The following is a 20,666-nucleotide window of genomic DNA, read 5'->3' on the forward strand; positions in this document are numbered from 1 at the left end:
TGCAGTGTGCGGTCAGCACTATCCGCGCACCTACCGTTTTACGACCATCGTGTACCACGCAGACGGCGACGTGAGGCAACCAGCATGGTCAGACTGGTCGCCTCACGTGGGAATTTCAGGAGATGAACTTCATTACACTCCACCCGCCGGTCCCGACGACTGCGGGTGGGCCGACCTGCCCAGTCCTGCGGCCAGGTACGAAGTGGAGCCCGGCTGCGGAGTTGGAGGTCGTGGTCCACAGGTCGGGGATACCGTCGCTGTTCGAGTCTCCTGTCGCGGTGATCAACGGCCGGGCGGCCGTTGTCCAACCGGTGGCGTATGCCGTGCGGTTCGCCATGGTTCCCAGGGATGCCGGTTCGGTGCCGGTGGTGTCGGGAGTACCGTCTCCGTCAGCGTCACCACTGCTGCGACCGTGGTATATCCAGAGTTCACCACTGGAGGTGTCCCGGGCGATGAGGTCAGTGAATCCGTCACCGTCGATGTCCCCGGACGAAGTGATCTGCATACGGGACCAGCCACCGGTGCCGATAAGGTACCCGGACTGCAGTTTATTCCCGAACCACCCCGGCAGGAACCAGAGTTGGTCGCCGATTACTGCCACGACATCAGGATAGCCATCGTCACTGATGTCACCAACAGAGACAATTTGCCTGATTCCTGTCGTATCGGTCGGGACGCCGGTTTCCGGGTCTGCCAATACGGTCAGCGGTTGGCGCGTGGTATCGGTGAATTCTCCTAGTCCGTTGTTGGGGTAGAGCCACAATGTGCCGTCGGCGTGGCGGGCGATCAGATCCTCGTAGGGGTCGTAGGTCCAGTCACCACGGTGCGTCAGAAGGGCGGCGTCCCACTCGCCCTCCTCGGACAGTGGCACCTTAGTGGCCACTGCACCGTCCCCGGTGCCTCCATAGATGAGCAGGTTGCTGGTGTCATCGATGGCGAGCATGTCGGGCAGTCCGTCGCCGTTCAGGTCGCTGGGCTTGTCGGCGACTTCGGGGCTCTTGACGTAAAAGCGGTAGGGATAGATAGGGCCGGCGTTGCCTCCCGCGTCATAGGCCCGCACATAGAGCGTGTGGGGCCCTGGAGTCATGGGAGTGATCTTCTGCTTGGCTGTGCCGCCCTTGGCCGCAGGTTTGACCGAGTTGTTCGGTGGGGTGCGGTCGAGACCCCACCGGTATTCCATGGTGTCGGTCACGCCGTTGGCGCCGAACTCGAACTCCCCCTCGGTACGTGCCAGCGCCCCTTCAACTGCCTCTCCTGCCAGCGCCTCGGGGTACAGACTGTCAGCTGAGGCGACCTTTGGTGTCACTGCCGGAGCCACGGGGTCGAAGCCGAAGCGGCAGCCGGCCGCTCCCACCGTTGGAGTCCAGTCGGAGGCCAGAGATGGGCTGGCGACGTCTTCGGCCTGGGCCTTCCATGAGAACTGACCGTTGCTGGCGCCCTTGTATTGGCTCAGAAGGCTCTTCGGCACGGTAATCCGCGCTTGTGCGCCCTTGGTGTTGCTCTTGCTGACAGCGACCTTCACCCGTTTGTCGAAGAGGACGCCGGGCGCCACGTCGCTCTTGCCGGTGGCCCACAGGAGGAACTGGACGTTCACGTCGCCTCCGTCCGGGTCCCACACCTGAGCCGTCAGTGTCACGTCGGTGTTGCCGACAGTCACGTAGGTCGAGCCATTGCCGCATGCGGTGCTGCTCACTTTGGTGCTGGGAATGGTGTCGAGCGACCAGGGTGCCTTCGGAGGACGGTTGAACTCAACGATCAGCTTGGCGTCCGGCTTGAACTTCTTCCAGCTGTAGACATCTCTGTTGTCCTCCGCGCTCTGCGGCGCACGCAGGCCGAAAGTGATGTTGGTCCATTCCCCGGCTGCCGCCTTGACCGCGGCGTCCGTGGCTACGAAGTCGACGGCCTTGTCGGGGCAACCGTAGGACTCGTTGCCGTGGGCGTAGTCCCGCTTGTCCTGGCGCGTGGACCAACCCGGCTGGTTGTTCCACGTGGTGGAGGAGTTGATCCCGCCGGTGAGGTACAGCTCCACTGGCTTGGCTGTGCAGGACCACGAGTGGGTCTCGGTGATCTGGAACTGCGCGTCTTCGACCTTCACACCGCCCGCGAGGAACTTGGAACTGATGCGGAAGAAGGAGCGGGCCGTGCCCTTCGTGGATGATTCGTAACCGACACGCGCCTCGCTGGTGGTTCCGCCGCTCCAGCCGGTGCCGTTCCAGTAGCTGTCGTTCGGGTGCGGCTTGTAGGCGATGGTCCACGCTTCCCGGGTACCGGTCATCCGCGGATCGATGTAGACGGGATACGTGGTGTCCGGGGCGCCCAGCAGCCCTTGGTCGGGGGTCAGGCTGAGGCGGCCGTCTGCGACCTGGACGTCGACCTGGCTGCTTTTCGCGCCGGAGCCGAGTGGGTCGGTTCCTGTGCCGCTGGTGCCCTCGGCCGCACGGGCGGCAGCTGGCTGCTGGGCGGGAGCATCTGATGGCGCAGTGCCGGAAGAGTCCCACATCCGTGCGGTTGAGGATGCGAAGAGTGTCTGACCGGCCGGGTTGACGGCCCGGAGCGAGCCGGTGCCCGCGTCCTGGCGCAGCTCAAGGCCCTCGGTGCGCAGTCCGAAGTCGATCCGTTCCAGTTCAGGGTGGCTCGCGGCTTCAGGGGTCTTCACGATGAGCGCCTGACTGAACCCGTCCACGCCGGCCTGTACGGACAGGTCCACATCCGGGAGGACGTCGTGGTACGTCGCGACCGGCCCGTCCAGTGCTGGTTTCGGCAGGGGTTGCGGCCAGGTCAGCGAGAGTGTGCGCCCCTGGTCAACGAGTGTCACCAGGCGGTTGTCACCCCCGGCGGAGAAGGTCACGTTGCCGGCGGCTGCTCTCGGAGCCACACGGTCGGCGACCTCCGCGAGCGTGGTGTCCACCGGGGACCACGTGCCGTTTCGCTTCACTCGGACGGGAAGAGTGTGCTGGGTGTGGCGAAGGTTGCCGTTGGGCAGGGCATGCGTCTCGCTGGCTTCGGTACGGGCGGTCTCGATTTCAACGGGTTCACCGGTACTGGCTGCTTGCCGGAGAGCCTGTTCCTCGGCGTCCGTGACGGTCGTCGCAGCGTCTGCCGCCGGCGCCGCCGACACTGCCAGCGGTGTCACTCCGAGCGTGGCGGCGGCGAGCGAGGCCGCCAGCGCACACCGCAGGAAGCCCGCGCCGCGGCGTCGTCTTCGTGGTATGTCGTGCATGCGCAAATCCCCCCGGATCGCTGCTATATCAGCCTTTATTGAGGTGGGTGGTATCGCCCGAACAGTACATGACCTTGAAAGCATCTTTTCCAGACGCACACAGCATCATGGTTGTCTGATTGCCTCCCCTTTGCTTGCCGACATGATCGACTCAATCTACTGTCTGATCGTTATCGCTCGGCCACGCTCAGATGCCGGCCGGCCCGGGGTGAGGGGGGAGGTCCCTGGTGGACCAACTCATAAGACAGTTGCGCCATGTGGCGCACTGGCATAGATCCGTGTCCATATTCGTAGGGCTCGCACTGTTCATCGGTTTGATACCGGCTGATGCGAGTGCTGCCGACGGCAGCACTCGCATCTCCGATGTGAAGCGCGACCCATCGGTCCCCGGCCGCGACTTCACGAAGAAGCGTCCAAGTGCCCGTGACGAGACCGCTACCAGTTGGCGACCTACGGCGGCAAAGGTAGCCACCCAGACGTTCACCACGTTGGTGACCAACGCGGACGGCAAGCAGTCGAAGCGGGAGCCGCTTCTCTCCGGTGGTGACACGCTGCCTGATACGGGGGCAGCAGTACAGAAGCCGCTGGTCAAGGTGAAGCCGGTTGACACCGGGAAGATCCGGAAGGGGCTGGCCCCCGAAGCTCGTACCCCTCAGCGCCCGTCTGCCGCCTCTGGCAGTGCGGTTGAGGTCGAGGTCAAAGAACCGTCCGAGGCCCGCAAGGTGGGCCTCCAAGGTGTGCTGCTCACCGCGACGCCCGCCGACACGGCTCTCGCCCCGGCCGCCGCTGGCTCGGTCGAGCTAGAACTCGACTACTCCTCCTTCAAGGACACCTACGGCGGTGACTGGGCCTCTCGACTCCGCCTGGTCCGACTCCCGGCGTGTGCGCTCACGTCGCCCGGCAGGGCTGCCTGCCGGGCGGTCACGGAACTTCCCGGCGCCAACGACCCGGCCGCGAAGACGGTAAGCGCCACCGTCGATCTCGCGTCGGCCAATGCACCAACCGTGCTCGCAGCGACGGCTGCGGCCTCCGGCCCCGGTGGTAGTCACGAGGCCACCTCGCTGTCACCTTCCGGTTCGTGGATGGCCGGCTCCTCATCCGGCGGATTCTCCTGGACGTATCCGGTCGAGGCTCCCGAAGTGCCCGGCGGACCGCAGCCGGAGATCGCGCTGTCCTACTCCTCCCAGTCCGTGGACGGCCGTACCGCGTCCACCAACGCCCAGTCGTCCTGGATCGCTGAAGGCTGGGACTACGACCCCGGCTTCATCGAACGTCGCTTCCGCTCCTGCTCCGACGACAAGGCTGCGGTCGACGGAAAGAAGCCCAACAACACCGCCGACGGCGGCGACCTGTGCTGGGGCTCCGACCACGTGGTGATGTCCCTCGGCGGGAACACGACCGAACTCGTCAAGAAGGACGGCACCGACGAGTGGCGCCCCGCAGACGACGACGGCTCGCGCCTGCAGCGCAAGACGGGTGCAGCACATGACGGCAAGGACGGCGAGTACTGGATCCTGACCACCACCGACGGCACGCAGTACCACTTCGGTCTGAACAAGCTGCCCGGCGCCCCCGCCGGCACGGTCACCAACTCAGCTCTCACCGTACCTGTCTTCGGTAACCACCCTGGCGAACCATGCCACGCCACAGCGTTCACGGACTCCGACTGCACCCAGGTCTACCGCTGGAATCTGGACTACGTCGTCGACCCCCTGGGCGATGCCATGACCCTGTGGTGGGCCAAGGACACCAACTACTACGGCCAGAACATGAAGGCCGACCAACAGGCGTCCTACGTCCGCGCCGCCCATCTCTCGCGCATCGACTACGGATTGCGCGCCGACAAGCTGTTCGGTGTGCTGCCCGCCGGGCGCGTCTCGTTCAACGTCAATGAGCGGTGCATACCGAACACGGCGTTCGACTGCGCGGAATCGAAACGGACCACGGCCAACGCCAAGTACTGGCCGGACGTGCCGCTGGACCAGGCGTGTGCGTCCGGCGCCAAGTGCACCGACAAGTACTCACCGACGTTCTGGACCACCAAGCGCCTCACGAAGATCAGCACCAGTGTGCTGTCAGGCGCCGCGCTGAAGCCGGTCGACACCTTCACGCTGGTCCACTCGTTCCCGTCCACGGGCGACGGGACATCGCCTGCCCTGTGGTTGAACTCCATCACCCGCTCCGGCCACGGAGCCGGCAGCACCGCCGACATGCCGAAGGTCACCTTCCTCGGCACACAGATGGACAACCGGGTCGACGGAGTGGAAGGGCTGCCGCCCTTCTCCCGCTACCGCGTCTACGCCGTCGACAACGAGACCGGTGGCCGCACCGCGGTGACCTACTCGCCCCGCGAGTGCCAGGCCCTGGAACCCAGGAAAATGCCGGCCTCGCCCGAAACCAACACCATGCGCTGTTACCCGCAGTACTGGACACCCAAGGGCGCGCTGCAGCCGGTCAAGGACTGGTTCCACAAGTACGTCGTCGCCGAGGTCCGTGAACAGGACCTCGTCACCGACAGCCCCACGAAGGTCACGTCCTACGAGTACGCGGGCAGCCCGGCCTGGGCTTATGACGACAGCGAGTTCACCGAGAACAAGCACCGCACCTGGTCGCAGTACCGCGGCTACGAGCGGGTCCTCACCCGGCTCGGCTCCGGCGACGACGTCAAACAGCTCACTGAGCACCGCTACTTCCGGGGCCTGCACGGCGACAAGCTCCCCTCCGGTACCCGCACCTCCGGCGTCCGGGACAGCCAGGGAACCAGCCACCCGGACCTGCCGCAGTACCAGGGGCAGATGCTGGAACAGATCACCTACGAGTCGGACGGCGGTCCCATCGACTCGGCCACCGTGACCACCCCCTGGTCCGTGAAGACCGCTACCCGTACACGGGCCGGCACCACCCCACTCGAGGCATGGATGACCCGCCCCGAGAAGGTCGCCACCCGCGAACGGGTCAAGGGCGAAACCTGGCGCACCTCGACAGAGACAACGACGTACGACAGCTACGGCCTGCCAACCCAAGTCGAAGAGAAAACACTTGGCGGAAAGTTGCGCTGCTCCACGGTCAGCTACGTCCGCAACACGAACGCGTACCTGATCGAATCGGAGTCCCGCCAGAAGACAATCCTGGGCGCCTGCGGCACCACGGGCGGAGAGGTAGTCGAAGACACACGCACGCTCTACGACGGCCAAGGGTTCGGTGTGGCACCCACCAAGGGTCTGCCCACGCAGGTACAGGAGATGAACGCCACCGGCGACGGTTACGTCACCATCGACCGCACCGAATACGACATCCACGGCCGCGAGACCGCGACCTGGGACGCCGACAACCGCAAGACGTGGGTGCAGTACACGCCGACCACCGTCGCGCGCCCGGTGAAGCAAGTCACCACCGACCCGCTTGAGCACACCGAGACGACGCAGTTCGACGACGTCCGCGGTCTGCCACTGATCGAGACGGACGCCAACGGCAAGAAGGCCGTCATGGAGTACGACCCGCTGGGACGACTCCTGAAAGTCTGGGGAACCGACCGCAACGCGGCGACACAGACACCGTCCGCCACCTACGACTACACCCTGCGGCGCGACGGACCCACGATCGTCACCACCCGCACCCTCAAGGACAACGGCCAGTACGCCGTCTCCTACGAGATCCTCGACGGTCTGCTGCGCGAGCGGCAGACCCAGGACGAAGCGGTCGGCAACGGCCGGATCGTCAACGACACCTTCTACGACAGCGCCGGCCGCAAATGGAAGGAGAACGACGGCTACTACAACGAGTCCGAACCCGAAGAAAAACTCCTCCAGGTCGGCGACCACGACGTCCCCTCCCAAAACCGCACCCTCTTCGACGGCCTGGGTCAGCCCACCACCGAGATCACCTACAACCGCGGCACCGAGAAGCTGCGCACCACCACCCAGCGCGACGGCGACGTCACCACCTCCATCCCGCCCAAGGGCGACACGGTCACCGCGACCTTCGAGGACGCCGAGGGCCGCGTCGAGCGGCAGCGCGAGTACACGAACACGGAACGCACCAAATGGCGTGACACCGTCTACGAGTACGACGACCTCGACAACCTCGTAAAGGTCACCGCTCCCGGCGGCGCCGCTACCTCGTTCGAATACGACAAGCGCGGCCGTCAGACAGCCGTCGTCGACCCCGACGGCGGCCGGACGGAGATGACCTACGACAACGCCGACAACGTCATATCCACCACCGACCCGCTCGAGCGGACCCTGGTCACTACCTACGACGCCGGCGGCCGGCCGACGTCACTGCGGGAAACCAGCGAGACCGGTCCCAAGCGCATCGAGTGGACTTACGACACCGTGGCCAAGGGCCTGCCCACCGCAGCCATCCGCTACGACAACGGCCGCGAGTACCGCGAGGAGGTGACGGAGTACGACAACGCGTATCGCGTCAAGTCGAGCCAGACGGTCATCCCCGACGCGGAGACCGGCCTGGCAGGCACCTACACGTACAAGTACGCCTACACCCCGACCGGAAATCTCGACTACGTCGAAGTACCGGGCGTGGGCGGCCTGGTCAACGAGACGGTCGTCTTCGTCTACAACTCCGACGACCTGCCCATCGCCATCGGCGGCTCAGCCCCGTACCTGACCGACGTGCAGTACTCGGCGTTCGGCGAGATCCTCCGCACCGACGCCGGACCGGCCGGCAAGAAGGTGTACGGCTCGTACATCTACGACGAGTTCACCCGCCGGCTCCAGACAGCCACCTTCGACCGTTCGATAGCACCAGTCCGGATCAGCGAAACCAAGTACGGCTACGACGAAGCCGGCAACATCACCAAGATCTCCGACACCCCCGGCGGCGCGGCGCCCGACGCCGGGAAGACCGACACCCAGTGCTTCGTCTACGACCAACTGCGGCAGATGACGTCCGCCTGGTCGGCGAAGACGGACGACTGCACGGCCGCACCGTCCAAGGACACCGTCGGCGGCCCGGAAGCCTACTGGCAGTCGTACGAATTCGACGCCGCGGGCAACCGCACCAAGCTCGTCGAACACGACACCACCGGCGACACGGCCAAGAACGTCACCCGCACCTACACCTACGGCAAGACAGGCGTCGGCGGCCCCAACGCACTGGCCGAGATCAAGTCGGTCGGCCCGCAGGGCGAACGCCTCAACACCTTCGCCTACGACAAGGCCGGCAACACCACCCAGCGCCAGCACGGCGGCACCACCCAGACCCTGGAGTGGGACGTCGAAGGCGAACTGCGCAAGGTCACCGAACCCGTCGAAGGCGGCGGAACGAAGGCCACGTCGTACCTGTACGGCGCGGACGGCGAACGTCTCATCCGCACCGGAGCCGACGGCAGCCGCACCCTGTACCTGGGCGATGCGGAACTCACCGTCAGCGCCGACAACATGACGAAGACGGCTGAGCGCTTCTACGCCCACCCCGACGGCATGACAACCGTCCGGGCGACCGGCGGCGTCCGCCAGCTCATGATCTCCGACCACCACGGCACGTCCCACACGGTCGTGGACATGGCCGACCCGGCCATGGGCGTCACACGACGCAAGTCGATGCCGTTCGGCGAGGAACGAGGACAGCAGCCCGCCTCCTGGCCCGGACAGCGGGGCTTCGTCGGCGGCACCGTCGACCAGGACACGGGGTTGACCCGCCTCGGAGCCCGTGACTACGACCCCGTGACAGGCCGGTTCATCTCCGTCGACCCCATGGTCGACTACGGCAACCCCGCCACGATGAACCCCTACGCCTACAGCAACAACGCGCCGGCCACCTTCTCCGACCCCTCAGGCGAGTTCTTCCCGATCGTCATCGGTATCGCGGTCCGGATCGCGGCCCAGGCCGCCATCCGCGCAGCAGCCCGCCGCGCGGCGATCATCGCCGCCCGCAAGGCAGCCCAGGCCGCCGCCCGACGCGCCGCCGCACTGGCCCGCAAGCGTGCCATCGAAGCCGCCAAGCGCGCCGCAGCCAAGGCCCGCCGAGAAGCCGCACGCAAGGCAGCAGCTGCCAAGCGCGCCGCAGCCAAGCGAGCCGCCGCGCAGGCAGCGGCCAAGCGAGCAGCCGCCCGCAGAGCGGCAGCTCAGGCCAGGGCACGAGCTGCACGAGCCGCCGCGAAGAAGGCCGCCGCCCGACGAGCAGCAGCCCGCAAGGCAGCCGCACGTCCCAAGCCCCGCTCCAAGCCCCGCTCTCAGCCCAAGCCGCGCCCCAAGCCGTCCCAGGTGAAACGAGCAGCGAAGAACACGGCAAAGGAAGCACGCAACGAGGTCAAGGAAACCGCCCAGGAAGAAGCGCAGAACGCAGTCTGCGAGACCAACAGCTTCGCCCCCGGCACGAAGGTGTTGATGGCCGACGGCTCCACCAAGCCGATCGAAAAGGTCAAGACCGGTGACAAGGTCATAGCCACCGACCCGAAGACCGGCCGCACCTCCGTTCAGACCGCCACAGCGACGATCGTTGGCAAGGGCACCAAACACTTGGTCAGGGTGACCCTGTCCCTGCACGATGGATCCGACCGACATGGCACGAAGACCACTACGGTCACCGCAACCGCGGGCCACCCCTTCTGGGTTCCATCACTACGGGAGTGGATCGACGCCGGCGAGTTGAAGCCGGGCCAGTGGCTTCAGACGTCCACTGGCACGTGGGTGCAGGTCTCAGCCGTCGAGGCATGGACAGCCACGAAGGCTACGGTCCACAACCTCACCGTCACCGACGAGCACACGTACTATGTGCTCGCAGGCACAACTCCTGTCCTCGTCCACAATTGCGACGGTGAAGTTCACTGGGTTCAGGAGAACGCCCACATGAGCCCGCAGGCGCAGGCTTATGACAGCGGTGCCACGGGATCACGGGCCGGCCTTGCACCAGCCTTGCAGTACTACAAGCCCACGGGCAGCAAGCTGGCTCAGGTCAAGTTCGATGGCTTCGATGCTACGAACGGTGTACTGATCGACAGAAAGCTCGCCGTGACGCATCGCAACAAGACATACCGACAAGCCCTGAACCAGTCCCAGGCGCTGGAGCAAAACGGTTATTCGGGCAGGTGGGAAGTGCCCAACGCGACTGAAGCCCGGCGGGCCCGCAAGCTACTCGGCGGCCTTCTGATCACCAACATCAGAGTAAGGATTGTCCCTTAATGGAACTCACACACGTTTTGGTTCGGGCCTTCTCAAGCCTGGCCGTGTCCATCGACCTAGCCGATGATGACGACATCGATCCGGACGTCGCTTCGGACATCGTTGAACCGGTCGCCGCGCTGTTCAGGGACCTCTCGGAGCATGACCGCCGGGCGCTGGCCGCGATCATCGTCGAGGTCTCCGAACTGGAGAGCGATCCGGCTCGAAAGAGGTCGATGCTGGAGCTGCCGGAAGAGATCGGCCTGCTCGAAGAAGAGTGACCCTGCGCGGCCCGCTCCGGCCCTGAGCTCGCAGCAGAATTTCCGCATGTCAGCAATTGACCAGCCTCGTCCACTGCCTGTGGGTGAGGCTGGTCTCTTTCCCGGTTCGCATCAAATCGAGTCACGGCTGACCTCTGACAGGAGTTCTAAAGGGTGGTTGGCGCGCTTGTCGGTGACAGGTACGTAGTAGGGGTTCGCTGAAAGGGGAGGCCGTCATGCTCGGGGAACGAATTCAGGATCTGTGGGCTCAAGCCGAACGACTCGGCAGACCCGTTGTAGCTCACCGGAAACCTGGAGTGTCGATCGACACCCTCGAGCAATACTTCGGCAGGAGCGTGCCGCCGGAGGTGGCGCTATGGTTCGGGTGGTGCAATGGAGTGGCGTACCACCCGAACCAAACACAGGATGATGTGGCATTGGTTCCGGGTTACGAACCACTAGCGGTCGAGGAAGCAGCCTCCCTTCAGGACGAATACCCAGCTGATCACATTCTTGGGGCGAGATGGTTCCCTATCCTCGGAACCGCTATAACGATAGCGACGGCTTCTTCCAGGCAGACGATGAGCGCTGGATCGAGCTTGAGGAGCAAGCTGTAAGCAACCGCAGACGAATGTGAGCGATGGAAGGTGTGACGCAGTCGGTTGGTTTCGAAGTCGACGAAGAAGACGAGGTCCGTGAGGCTGGCTTTTCGGAGGGGACCGACGAGCCTACTGGTTCAGCGATCGGACTATGAGTCTGACGAACAGGACATCTCTCTCGCATTCGGCACATATTGCCTCGTCAGCGGCGGAAGAAGTCATTACGGCGGACTCCGGCGCATGGAACGGGATACCAAGATGATCCGATTTCTTTCCACTTCGCAGGCAGCTGCTGTGCCCGGAATCTCTGAGAGCCTTACCGTTCGCTTCGAGGCCCCCACTCAGAGCGTGGAGGCTTATTCAAGCGGTCTGCCAGGAATTCGGGACTGGGGTCGAGAAACGGAACGTCCTATCCTGGTGGGCTCTTAACACCCGATCCATAACGAGCTGCCCGCCGTCTCGAACGGCGGGCAGCTCGTTTCAGGCTATAAAGAGCGATTAGAAAATTACCTCTCACTGCACAGCTGCAGCATGCATGGCTGCTGGACTCGCCAGCCCTGCACTCAATCCCGCTGGCCGTACGAGAAAATTCCGCTTTCCGCGCCGCACTCAAAATCCAGCCTGGAAGGAACCTCAAAGGGTGCTTTTTTGGGACTACAATATGCAGCCTCTACGGGAAAGCTTTGCAAACATTCCTACCGCTCAACGGCTGGACCTAGCAATGAAGGTCATGGACTGGACCATTCAAGCGATCGGTCCCATTGAGGTGGAGGCCGTACGTAGCTACATCAATGCAGGCATGGAGGCGGGACACACCGCAGTTCGCTCAGGCCAAGAGAAGATCCCGTTGCCCGAGGAAATACTCGACGCATACACCGAGATCGACGATCAAGCGTACGAGCCTGGCACCTCTCACGTGCTGTCTGCCCTTCTGGCATGTGCTGATGCTCCAGGTGGACTCACGGGAGAAGTTCTCTACGACGTCCTGTCCTACTGCTACGAGGGGGTCCTCGAAAGAGAGGATCTGCCACTCGTGAGCCTTGAAGAAGAACGCCGAAATGCTCGATGCATTGAAGCGATCGACTTCCAGCAGCGCTGTATCGCAGAAGCTCAATCTGCATGAGCTGAACGGCTCCGGTGGAGGCACGTCAAAAGGCGTACCTCCCCCGAACTTAGAGCGCTTTGGCATTGGCCTGCCGTCGGAAGACTCCTGCCACAGCAGGCCCGACGGTATCGGCACCTGTCCGGCGCCCCTGATGGGGCCGCCAGCGTGCGGGTCAGCTTCACCGTCCACCACAACGGCGACACCAGATCACCACGTCCGTCCGACTCGACCAGACTCAGCAGGTCAGTCCGCAATCCGGGGTCGAGGTCAACGACGCGTTTGCGTACACCGCCCGGCCGCCCTCCCCACCAGGGAATCGACCCGTCTTCAGGTCGGACAGCCTTTGCCAACTGCTGTCCCCCTCACCCGGCCGGCCCAGGTCACGGCCCGAATAGCGCCATACCCCGGCCCTCGCACCTCCGAGGCCGTCAGCAGCCGTCCTTCGTACTGATCCCGGAATAACACCGCGAATATCAGGATGCGCATACGACACCGACGCACCTCAAATCGGAAAGCAATACCTTGGCCATCAGCAGGCCCTTAGGTCGAAAGCCAGCTGAGGTGTCTGGTTCGCGGTGCGTGTCAGCCATCCCGCTCTCGACGCCACTTCCCACCACCGGAACCAGTACTCGGTCTCGCCACGGCAAACGCACCGATCCACTGAATGAACAGATCTCAGGAAAGGCAGAAGCACGGAGCCAGCACCGCTTTCCAGACTCTCCCCACCGCACGACGTCAAACGTCAGGAAACGGGGAACCAGACTGCCAGGCGCTTGGCGATGACCTGTACGTCGACGTTGTCCTGCGCGACATCCTCGACGAACGGGCCGGCCACGGAAACGGGCGGCGGGACGGTACTCGCGCTCACGCCGTTGAACCGCAGGAAGACACGCATGGCGAGCCATGCAGTGCGCTTGTTGCCATCGATCAGCGCGTGGTTGCGCGCCACGGAGTGCAGCAGCGCCGCAGCCTTTTCGTGCAGAGTGGGATACAACTCGGCTCCGAACACGTTCGTCCGGGGCCGCTCGATCGCCGAGACCAGAAGACCCATGTCACGCACGCTGTGCTCGGTGCCGTTGACCGCGCGGGCGATGGCCAGGACCTCGTCGAGCTGGAGGTAGCGCACACCAGTCACTTCAGGTAGTCCAGGATCTCCGCATCGCTGTCCATCAGCTCGGCCAGGACGTCATCGACCTTCAGCTCGGCCCGGTCCTGGGCGTCACGGATGGCCTCGATGGCAAGTTCCTGCTTACTGCGGCCCTCCCGACGGGCCCGCTCCGTAAGCTTCGCGTCAAGGTCGTCAGGGAGTCGGAGTGTCATCGCCATACGGCCATGATACCTGACCGGTATCACACGGCGCGGTCGAGTGTCCCGTTCCCTGACAGTGTGGGCCGAAGATGGCGGCTCGCAGCGCCTGCGAAGGGGCAGCAGAGACTTCCGCTTCGGGCGTCATCCGAGCGTCAAGAATCTCCGAAAGCCCCTCTGAGGGCGTCGTCCACGCAGGCACCTCACTCACGAACCCGCAAATCAGCGGGTTATAGAGATCGATCCGCTCGCTCGAACCGCTGCACGGAGGGTAAGAGGTCGAGCAACCCACGCGGGCAACAAAAGCGCAGGTCAGGACCCCTTGCCCGCAGGTTCGAGGATCGCCACGCACTCCACATGATGGGTCATCGGAAACAGATCGAAGACCCGCAGCATCCGCACTCGGTACCCCCCGTCCCGGAAGTACCCCAGGTCCCGGGCCAGCGCGGCCGGGTCGCAGGCCACGTAGGCGATCCGGCGGGCGCCCAGCGACGACAGGTGCTCGACCGTCTTGCGGCCGGCGCCCGCGCGGGGCGGGTCGAGGACGATGAGGTCGACCTCGTCGATGCCGGTGCGGGGCAGGACGGACTCGACCTTGCCCTGCTCGATGCGGACGCGGTCGAAGGCGGCGAGATTGTGGCGGGCGTCCTCGACGGCGCGCTTGCCGGACTCGATGCCGAGGACCGCGCCCTGGTCGCCGACGCGGTCGGCCAGGGCGCCGGCGAAGAGGCCGACGCCGCAGTAGAGGTCGAGGGCCATGTCGCCCTTGCGGGGCAGCAGGCCCTGCATGACCGCGGTCACCAGGGTGGCGGCGGCCTTCGGGTGGACCTGCCAGAAGCCGCCGGAGCCGACCCGGTACGTGCGGCCGTCGGCGCGCTCGCGGACGAAGGGGCGGCCGTGGACGCGGTGGACGCCGCCGTCCTTCTCGCCGACGCGCATGACCGAGACCGGGCGGTCGAGCTCGACGAGGGGCAGGCGAGCACCGGGGCGCGGGGTGAGGATGACCTGGCGGTCCTGGGAGCCGGTCGCCGCGATCGCCTCGACCGTCGCCATGCCGGGCCAGTCGCGGCGCTCGATGCCCAGCTCGCTGACGCCCTCCGCCGCGATCATGCAGTGGTCGACCGGCTCGACCTCGTGCGAGCGGTGCTTGCGCAGGCCCGCGCGGCCCTCCTCGTCCACCGCGTACTGCACGCGCGTACGCCACGACGGGACCTGCCCGGCGGGCACCTTGTCGCCCTCGGCCGGCATCACCGTGCCGTCCCAGCCGGCCTCCTCGGGGGTGAGGCCCGCCAGGCGCTGGAGCTGCTCGGCGACGACCTCGCCCTTCAGGCGGCGCTGCGCTCCCGGCTTCGCGTGCTGCCAGTCGCAGCCGCCGCAGCGGCCGGGTCCCGAGAAGGGGCAGGGGGCCTCGATGCGGTCCTTGGAGGGGTCCAGGATCTCGACCGCGTCCGCGCGCAGGAAGCGGGCGCCCTCCTCGCCCTCCGTCACCCGGGCGACGACCCGCTCGCCGGGCAGCGTGTGCCGGACGAACAGCACCTGCCCCTCGGACGTGCGGGCGATGCAGTGGCCGCCGTGGGCGACGGGGCCGACCTCGACCTCGTACTCCTCCCCCACGAGCGAGACCGACGGCGAGACCGACTGCGCTACCGCCCGGGACTCCGCCTGCGACTTCTTCGGTTCTGCCTGCATGGCGGGGTGACTCCAGAGAACGGGGGTGACGGGAAGGACAGGAACGACAAAGGACAACAGCCGACCAGTCTACGTGGACGAGGAGGAGTCCTTCGTACGGTCACGGTCCTGGTGCTGGGCAGGACCGCGCCGGACCGCACCGGGCGCGCTCCACTCCTGGCGCTTGCGGGCCCGGCGCCGGGCGGCCTCGGAGGACTCCAGCTGGTACGGGACGGACGTCACCATGACGCCGGGCGTGAACAGCAGGCGGCCCTTGAGGCGCAGCGCGCTCTGGTTGTGCAGCAGGTGCTCGTACCAGTGGCCGACCACGTACTCGGGGATGATGACGGAGACCGCGTCGCGCGGGGACTCCTTGCGCAGGCTCTTGACGTACTCGATGACCGGCCGGGTGATCTCGCGGTACGGCGAGTCCAGGACCTTCAGCGGTACCTCGATGCCGCGGCGCTCCCACTCCTCGCGCAGCGCCTTCGTCTCGACCGGGTCGACGTTGACGCTGAGCGCCTCCAGGCTGTCGGAGCGCATGAGCTTGGCGTAGGCGAGGGCGCGGAGCGTGGGGCGGTGGATCTTGGAGATCAGGACCACCGAGTGGACGCGGGAGGGGCGCACCATGTCGTCGCTCTGTGCCTCCTCGGGGTCCTCCGGGGCGGCGATCTCCTCGGCGACGCGGTCGTAGTGCTTGCGGATCGCCGTCATGGTCGCGAAGAAGATGCACATGCCGAGCAGCGCGACCCAGGCGCCGTGCGTGAACTTGGTCGCCAGGACCACGACCAGGACGAGGCCGGTGAAGAAGGCGCCGAAGGTGTTGATCGCGCGGGAGCGCACCATGTGGCGGCGCTTGGCCTGGTCCCGCTCGGTGGCCAGGTGGCGGTTCCAGTGGCGGACCATGCCGATCTGGCTGAGCGTGAAGGAGACGAAGACGCCGACGATGTAGAGCTGGATCAGCCGGGTCGAGTCGGCGCCGTAGACGACGACCAGGAGCATGGCGGCGCCGGCGAGCAGCACGATGCCGTTGGAGAAGGCCAGCCGGTCGCCGCGGGTGTGCAGCTGGCGCGGCAGGTAGCGGTCCTGGGCGAGGATCGAGCCGAGCAGCGGGAAGCCGTTGTAGGCGGTGTTGGCGGCGAGGAAGAGGACCAGCGCGGTGGCGGCGGCCAGCACGATGAACAGGAAGCTGCCCTCGCCGAAGACCGCCTCGGCGACCTGGGAGATCACCGGGTGCTGGACGTAGTCCGAGCCGACGGCGACGCCGTCGTGGAACAGCTCGGTGGCCGGGTTCTCCGACATGCGCACGTCGGTCGCGGAGGCCAGCGCGATGATGCCGCAGAACATGGTGACGGCGAGCAGGCCCATCATCGCGAGGGTGGTGCCCGCGTTCTTCGACTTGGGCTTGCGGAAGGCCGGGACGCCGTTGGAGATCGCCTCGACGCCGGTGAGCGCGGCGCAGCCGGAGGAGAAGGCGCGCAGGAGGAGGAAGACCAGGGCGAAGCCGGCCAGGCCGCCGTGCTCCGGCTTGATCTGGTAGTCCGCCGTCGGGGCACGCATGGTGTCGCCCATGACCAGAGCGCGGAACGCGCCCCACGCGATCATGATGAAGACCCCCGCGACGAAGACGTACGTCGGGATCGCGAACAGGCTGCCCGACTCCTTGACCCCGCGCAGGTTCATCAGGGTGAGCAGCAGGATCACGGCGACCGCGCACAAGACCTTGTGCTCGACGACGAAGGGGATCGCCGAGCCGAGGTTCTCGATGCCGGAGGAGATGGAGACGGCGACGGTCAGGACGTAGTCGACCAGCAGGGCGCTGGCGACGGTCAGGCCGGCCTTGGGGCCGAGGTTGGTGGTGGCCACCTCGTAGTCGCCGCCGCCGCTCGGGTAGGCGTGCACGTTCTGTCGGTAGGAGGCGACCACGGTGAACATCAGCACCACGACCGCGACCGCGATCCACGGGCTGAAGTGGTATGCCGACACGCCCGCGATGGACAGGACGAGCAGCACCTCGCCGGGCGCGTACGCCACGGAGGACAGCGGGTCGGAAGCGAACACGGGCAGGGCGATGCGCTTCGGCAGGAGCGTTTCGCCCAGCCGGTCGCTGCGCAGTGCGCGCCCGATCAGGATCCGCTTGGGCACGTCGGTCAGTTTGGACACAACTGAGGATCGTAAGCGTTCGAACGGGCGGCCGCCCAACCGCCACCCCCGATCCGTCCGCCGTCTGCTCTACGGGTGAATTCGGGGTGTGCTCCGGCTGCGGATTCCGCAGGTGACGGGGTTCGCATGTCTATATGACTGCTTACCCGACAAGCACCGTCCGGTTTCCGGCCGTTGCCGCACCTGGAGGTCCCATGCACCTGAGCGCAGAGCTGATCGGCGGCGCCGCCACGCTCGTCGGCCTCGGATTCCTCACGGCCGCCAGCATCCGGAGCATCGGCCGCCGGGGGTCGTCGGCCAGGGGGTGAGACGGCTCCTGCGGGCCCGAGCGGCTTGCCGATACGTTGGGTCCGGACGCCGATACGTCGGCTCCGGACGGGGGAACCCGGCCTCCCGGGGCCCTAGCGGCGTCAGCGTCGGTGCGCACCGGCATGATGTTCCCCTGCGGCCCGCACTCCGGCCGCGACGTGTCGCCAGGCGAGCCGAAAGAGAGACATGAGCACGACATTCACTAAGTCCGGCGGGCCCGCAGGAAGCGCGGTGTGAGGCGATGCATATTGTCATCATGGGCTGCGGGCGCGTGGGCTCCGCGCTCGCCCAGACCCTGGAGCAGCAGGGTCACACGGTCGCCGTGATCGACCGGGACCCCACCGCCTTCCGACGCCTCGGTTCCTCGTTCGGCGGCCGCCGGGTCACCGGCATCGGGTTCGACCAGGACACCCTGCGCGAGGCGGGGGTCGAGGAGGCCGGTGCCTTCGCGGCCGTCTCCAGCGGCGACAACTCGAACATCATCGCCGCCCGCGTGGCGCGCGAGATGTTCGGCGTGGAGAATGTCGCCGCCCGGATCTACGACCCGCGCCGCGCCGAGGTCTACCAGCGCCTGGGCATCCCCACCGTGGCCACCGTCCGCTGGACGGCCGACCAGATGCTGCGCCGGCTGCTGCCCTCGGGTGCCGAGCCGCTGTGGCGCGACCCCACCGGCGGTGTCCAGCTCGCCGAGGTGCACACCTCCCCGGCCTGGGTCGGTCACAAGATCAGCCGGCTCCAGGAGGAGACGGGCGTGCGGGTGGCGTTCGTCACCCGGCTCGGGGAGGCGATCCTGCCGTCCTCGCAGACCGTCCTCCAGGAGGGCGACCTCGTGCACGTGATGATGCGCACCGACGAGGTCGACAAGGTCGAGGCGGCGTTCGCCCAGGGCCCCGAAGAGGAGGACGGTCACTGATGAGGGTCGCCATTGCCGGAGCCGGTGCGGTCGGCCGTTCGATCGCGGGCGAGCTGCTGGAGAACGGCCACGAGGTCCTGCTCATCGACAAGGCGCCGACGGCCATCTCGGTCGAGCGCGTCCCGATGGCGGAGTGGCTGCTCGCCGACGCGTGCGAGATCACCTCCCTGGACGAGGCGGCGCTCCAGCGCTGCAACGTCGTCATCGCCGCGACGGGCGACGACAAGGTCAACCTCGTCGTCTCCCTGCTGGCCAAGACGGAGTACGGCGTTCCGCGCGTCGTCGCCCGGGTGAACAACCCGAAGAACGAGTGGCTCTTCAACGAGTCCTGGGGCGTGGACGTGGCCGTCTCCACCCCGCGCCTGATGTCCGCCCTGGTCGAGGAGGCGGTGAGCGTCGGCGACCTGGTCCGGCTGCTGCGCTTCAGCCACGGCGACGCCAACCTGGTCGAGCTGACGCTGCCGGAGGAGTCGGCGCTGGCCGGTACCCAGGTCGGCGACGTCCAGTGGCCCGAGGACACCTCGCTGGTGACGATCATTCGCGGCACCCGGGTGCTGACGCCGTCCCGGGAGGACTCCCTGGAGGCGGGCGACGAGCTGCTCTTCGTCGCCGCGCAGGCCCGTGAGGAGCAGCTGGAGGACCTGCTGTCGGCCCGACGGCGGCCCGACGGCCTGGTCTGACCGACGGACGACAGGACGGACCCGTCTACGGCGGTGGGGCGCCCGGAATCCCCGGGCGCCCCACCGCCGTACTGCCCCGTCTCGCCCGTCAGGCCTTGCGGTGCTTGCCGCCGCGCAGGTCCGCGGCCTCCCCGTCGGCCTCGGACGGCCCCGGCAGGGTCTGGCCGGCCGCCCCCGGCTCGCTCCGTTCCCGCTCGGCCTTCTCCGCCTTCTCGGCCTCCTCCGCCGCCTCCATCTCCGCGAACACGTCGATGGGCGCCGGCGCCTTGGCCAGGAAGACCCAGGTCAGCCAGACGGCGAGCAGGAAGGGCGGGATCTTCAGGGTGACCAGGACCCAGCCGAGCTGCTCGGTGTCCGCCCACCAGTACAGCGGGAAGAGGATCGCGGACTTGGCGAGCAGGATGAGGCCCCAGGCGTAGCTGGCCTTGGTGTACGCCTTCTTGCGGCCCGGATTGCGGGTGCGCCAGGAGAGGTTCTCCTTGAAGACCGGGCCGAGGATCAGGCCGATCAGCGGCACCCCGGCCAGCGAGGTGACGATGTACGCCAGCGCCAGGCCCAGGGTGTAGAGCATGCCCGGCAGATAGAAGTTCTTGGCGTTGTCGGTCATCATCGCGAAGACCACGCCGAAGGCGACGCCGAACACCCCGCTGAACGCGTGCTTGACGGTGTCCTTCATCACCAGCCGGACGACGACCAGCACCACCGACACGGCCAGGGCCGCGATCGCCGACATGTGCAGGTCGTTGTTGAGGGTGAAGATGGTGACGAAGAGCAGGCCCGGCAGCACCGTCTCGATCATGCCCCGCACGCCGCCGAACGCCTCGAACAGCGCGGCCTCCGTCACCGCCCGGGCGTCGTCGGCCTCTGTGGTCTCTTCGGTCGGCTTGTCGAGCGACGTCACCGGCTACTCCCGTCCGAGGGGTCTCAGTTCGTATTTCGGGTTGAAGAGCACCCGGCGGCCGTGGCTCATGGAGATCCGGCCCGATGCGATGAGCTTGCGCCCCGGCTCTATGCCCACGATGGAGCGTCTGCCCAGCCACACCACGTCCAGGGCGGCGGAACCGTCGAACAGCTCGGCCTCCAGGGCCGGAACGCCCGCACGCGGCCGCAGGGTGACCGTGCGCAAGGTACCAGTAACCGACACGACCTGCCGGTCCTGGCAGTCTCCGATGCGCGTGCAGCCGGCGGTGTCGGCGTCCTCGCGCAGTTCCTCCGACTCCAGGTCCTCCTGTGACGAGGAGAGCCGGTCGAACATGCGCCGGAACCGGCCCACCGGCTTGTCGGAACGCGGAGCAGCACTCATATCTGAAGCGTACCGGGGCA

12 protein-coding genes are annotated in these 20,666 nt (G+C 66.5%); 5 read left to right on the top strand and 7 right to left on the bottom strand.

The window, feature by feature from the left end:
• Window positions 1-115 precede the first annotated feature (115 nt).
• The gene (locus ACIRGB_RS28615; RefSeq protein WP_403871035.1) at window positions 116-3,220 is read right to left on the bottom strand and encodes an FG-GAP-like repeat-containing protein; all 3,105 of its coding nucleotides are present in this window, start codon (window positions 3,218-3,220) and stop codon (window positions 116-118) included.
• A gap of 278 nt (window positions 3,221-3,498) precedes the next feature.
• Between ACIRGB_RS28615 and ACIRGB_RS28620 the strand changes: the two genes are divergently transcribed.
• The 3 genes from ACIRGB_RS28620 to ACIRGB_RS28630 all read left to right on the top strand — a co-directional run bounded on the left by ACIRGB_RS28620 (window position 3,499) and on the right by ACIRGB_RS28630 (window position 12,323).
• A complete protein-coding gene (locus ACIRGB_RS28620) occupies window positions 3,499-10,362 on the top strand; it encodes a polymorphic toxin-type HINT domain-containing protein (RefSeq protein WP_403871038.1) in 6,864 nt (2,287 codons plus the stop codon).
• A complete protein-coding gene (locus ACIRGB_RS28625; RefSeq protein WP_403871041.1) occupies window positions 10,362-10,622 on the top strand; it encodes a hypothetical protein in 261 nt (86 codons plus the stop codon). The genes ACIRGB_RS28620 and ACIRGB_RS28625 overlap by 1 nt, the downstream gene beginning before the upstream one ends.
• 1,113 nt (window positions 10,623-11,735) lie before the next feature.
• Complete coding sequence (locus ACIRGB_RS28630) at window positions 11,736-12,323, top strand: hypothetical protein (protein ID WP_403871044.1); 588 nt, start codon at window positions 11,736-11,738, stop codon at window positions 12,321-12,323.
• Between the two features lie 724 nt (window positions 12,324-13,047).
• On the opposite strand, the gene ACIRGB_RS28635 is transcribed toward ACIRGB_RS28630, so the two are convergent.
• The 4 genes from ACIRGB_RS28635 to ACIRGB_RS28650 all read right to left on the bottom strand — a co-directional run bounded on the left by ACIRGB_RS28635 (window position 13,048) and on the right by ACIRGB_RS28650 (window position 17,441).
• On the bottom strand, window positions 13,048-13,440 hold the full coding sequence (locus ACIRGB_RS28635; RefSeq protein WP_362761473.1) for a type II toxin-antitoxin system death-on-curing family toxin: 393 nt from the start codon (window positions 13,438-13,440) through the stop codon (window positions 13,048-13,050).
• Window positions 13,437-13,631 carry a ribbon-helix-helix protein, CopG family gene (locus tag ACIRGB_RS28640; RefSeq protein ID WP_007445201.1) on the bottom strand — a complete coding sequence of 65 codons (195 nt, stop codon included), beginning with the start codon at window positions 13,629-13,631 and terminating at the stop codon, window positions 13,437-13,439. Before ACIRGB_RS28640 ends, ACIRGB_RS28635 begins: the two co-directional genes overlap by 4 nt.
• Before the next feature lie 291 nt (window positions 13,632-13,922).
• The gene (locus ACIRGB_RS28645; RefSeq protein ID WP_403871048.1) at window positions 13,923-15,299 is read right to left on the bottom strand and encodes a class I SAM-dependent RNA methyltransferase; all 1,377 of its coding nucleotides are present in this window, start codon (window positions 15,297-15,299) and stop codon (window positions 13,923-13,925) included.
• A gap of 69 nt (window positions 15,300-15,368) precedes the next feature.
• The gene (locus ACIRGB_RS28650) at window positions 15,369-17,441 is read right to left on the bottom strand and encodes an APC family permease (protein WP_403871051.1); all 2,073 of its coding nucleotides are present in this window, start codon (window positions 17,439-17,441) and stop codon (window positions 15,369-15,371) included.
• Between the two features lie 550 nt (window positions 17,442-17,991).
• Here ACIRGB_RS28650 and ACIRGB_RS28655 point away from each other — a divergent pair.
• On the top strand, window positions 17,992-18,663 hold the full coding sequence (locus ACIRGB_RS28655) for a potassium channel family protein (RefSeq protein ID WP_403871054.1): 672 nt from the start codon (window positions 17,992-17,994) through the stop codon (window positions 18,661-18,663).
• Complete coding sequence (locus tag ACIRGB_RS28660; RefSeq protein ID WP_356362819.1) at window positions 18,663-19,343, top strand: TrkA family potassium uptake protein; 681 nt, start codon at window positions 18,663-18,665, stop codon at window positions 19,341-19,343. The genes ACIRGB_RS28655 and ACIRGB_RS28660 overlap by 1 nt, the downstream gene beginning before the upstream one ends.
• 88 nt (window positions 19,344-19,431) lie before the next feature.
• On the opposite strand, the gene ACIRGB_RS28665 is transcribed toward ACIRGB_RS28660, so the two are convergent.
• Both ACIRGB_RS28665 and ACIRGB_RS28670 read right to left on the bottom strand, forming a co-directional pair.
• Window positions 19,432-20,244, bottom strand: a complete 813-nt coding sequence (locus ACIRGB_RS28665) for a DUF3159 domain-containing protein (protein WP_403871058.1) — start codon at window positions 20,242-20,244, stop codon at window positions 19,432-19,434.
• 3 nt (window positions 20,245-20,247) lie between these two features.
• Window positions 20,248-20,646, bottom strand: coding sequence for an OB-fold nucleic acid binding domain-containing protein (locus ACIRGB_RS28670; RefSeq protein ID WP_076976707.1), 399 nt, complete (start codon window positions 20,644-20,646; stop codon window positions 20,248-20,250).
• Window positions 20,647-20,666 lie beyond the last annotated feature (20 nt).

This window comes from Streptomyces sp. NPDC102490, from assembly GCF_044765285.1.
Lineage (GTDB): Bacteria > Actinomycetota > Actinomycetes > Streptomycetales > Streptomycetaceae > Streptomyces.

Bases quoted from the DNA above. Each gene is read 5' to 3' on its own strand.
- ACIRGB_RS28615 (WP_403871035.1), bottom strand. From the start codon at position 3,220: ATGCACGACATACCACGAAGACGACGCCGCGGCGCGGGCTTCCTGCGG.
- ACIRGB_RS28625 (WP_403871041.1), top strand. From the start codon at position 10,362: ATGGAACTCACACACGTTTTGGTTCGGGCCTTCTCAAGCCTGGCCGTG.
- ACIRGB_RS28630 (WP_403871044.1), top strand. From the start codon at position 11,736: ATGGCTGCTGGACTCGCCAGCCCTGCACTCAATCCCGCTGGCCGTACG.
- ACIRGB_RS28640 (WP_007445201.1), bottom strand. From the start codon at position 13,631: ATGGCGATGACACTCCGACTCCCTGACGACCTTGACGCGAAGCTTACG.
- ACIRGB_RS28645 (WP_403871048.1), bottom strand. From the start codon at position 15,299: ATGCAGGCAGAACCGAAGAAGTCGCAGGCGGAGTCCCGGGCGGTAGCG.
- ACIRGB_RS28655 (WP_403871054.1), top strand. From the start codon at position 17,992: ATGCATATTGTCATCATGGGCTGCGGGCGCGTGGGCTCCGCGCTCGCC.
- ACIRGB_RS28660 (WP_356362819.1), top strand. From the start codon at position 18,663: ATGAGGGTCGCCATTGCCGGAGCCGGTGCGGTCGGCCGTTCGATCGCG.
- ACIRGB_RS28670 (WP_076976707.1), bottom strand. From the start codon at position 20,646: ATGAGTGCTGCTCCGCGTTCCGACAAGCCGGTGGGCCGGTTCCGGCGC.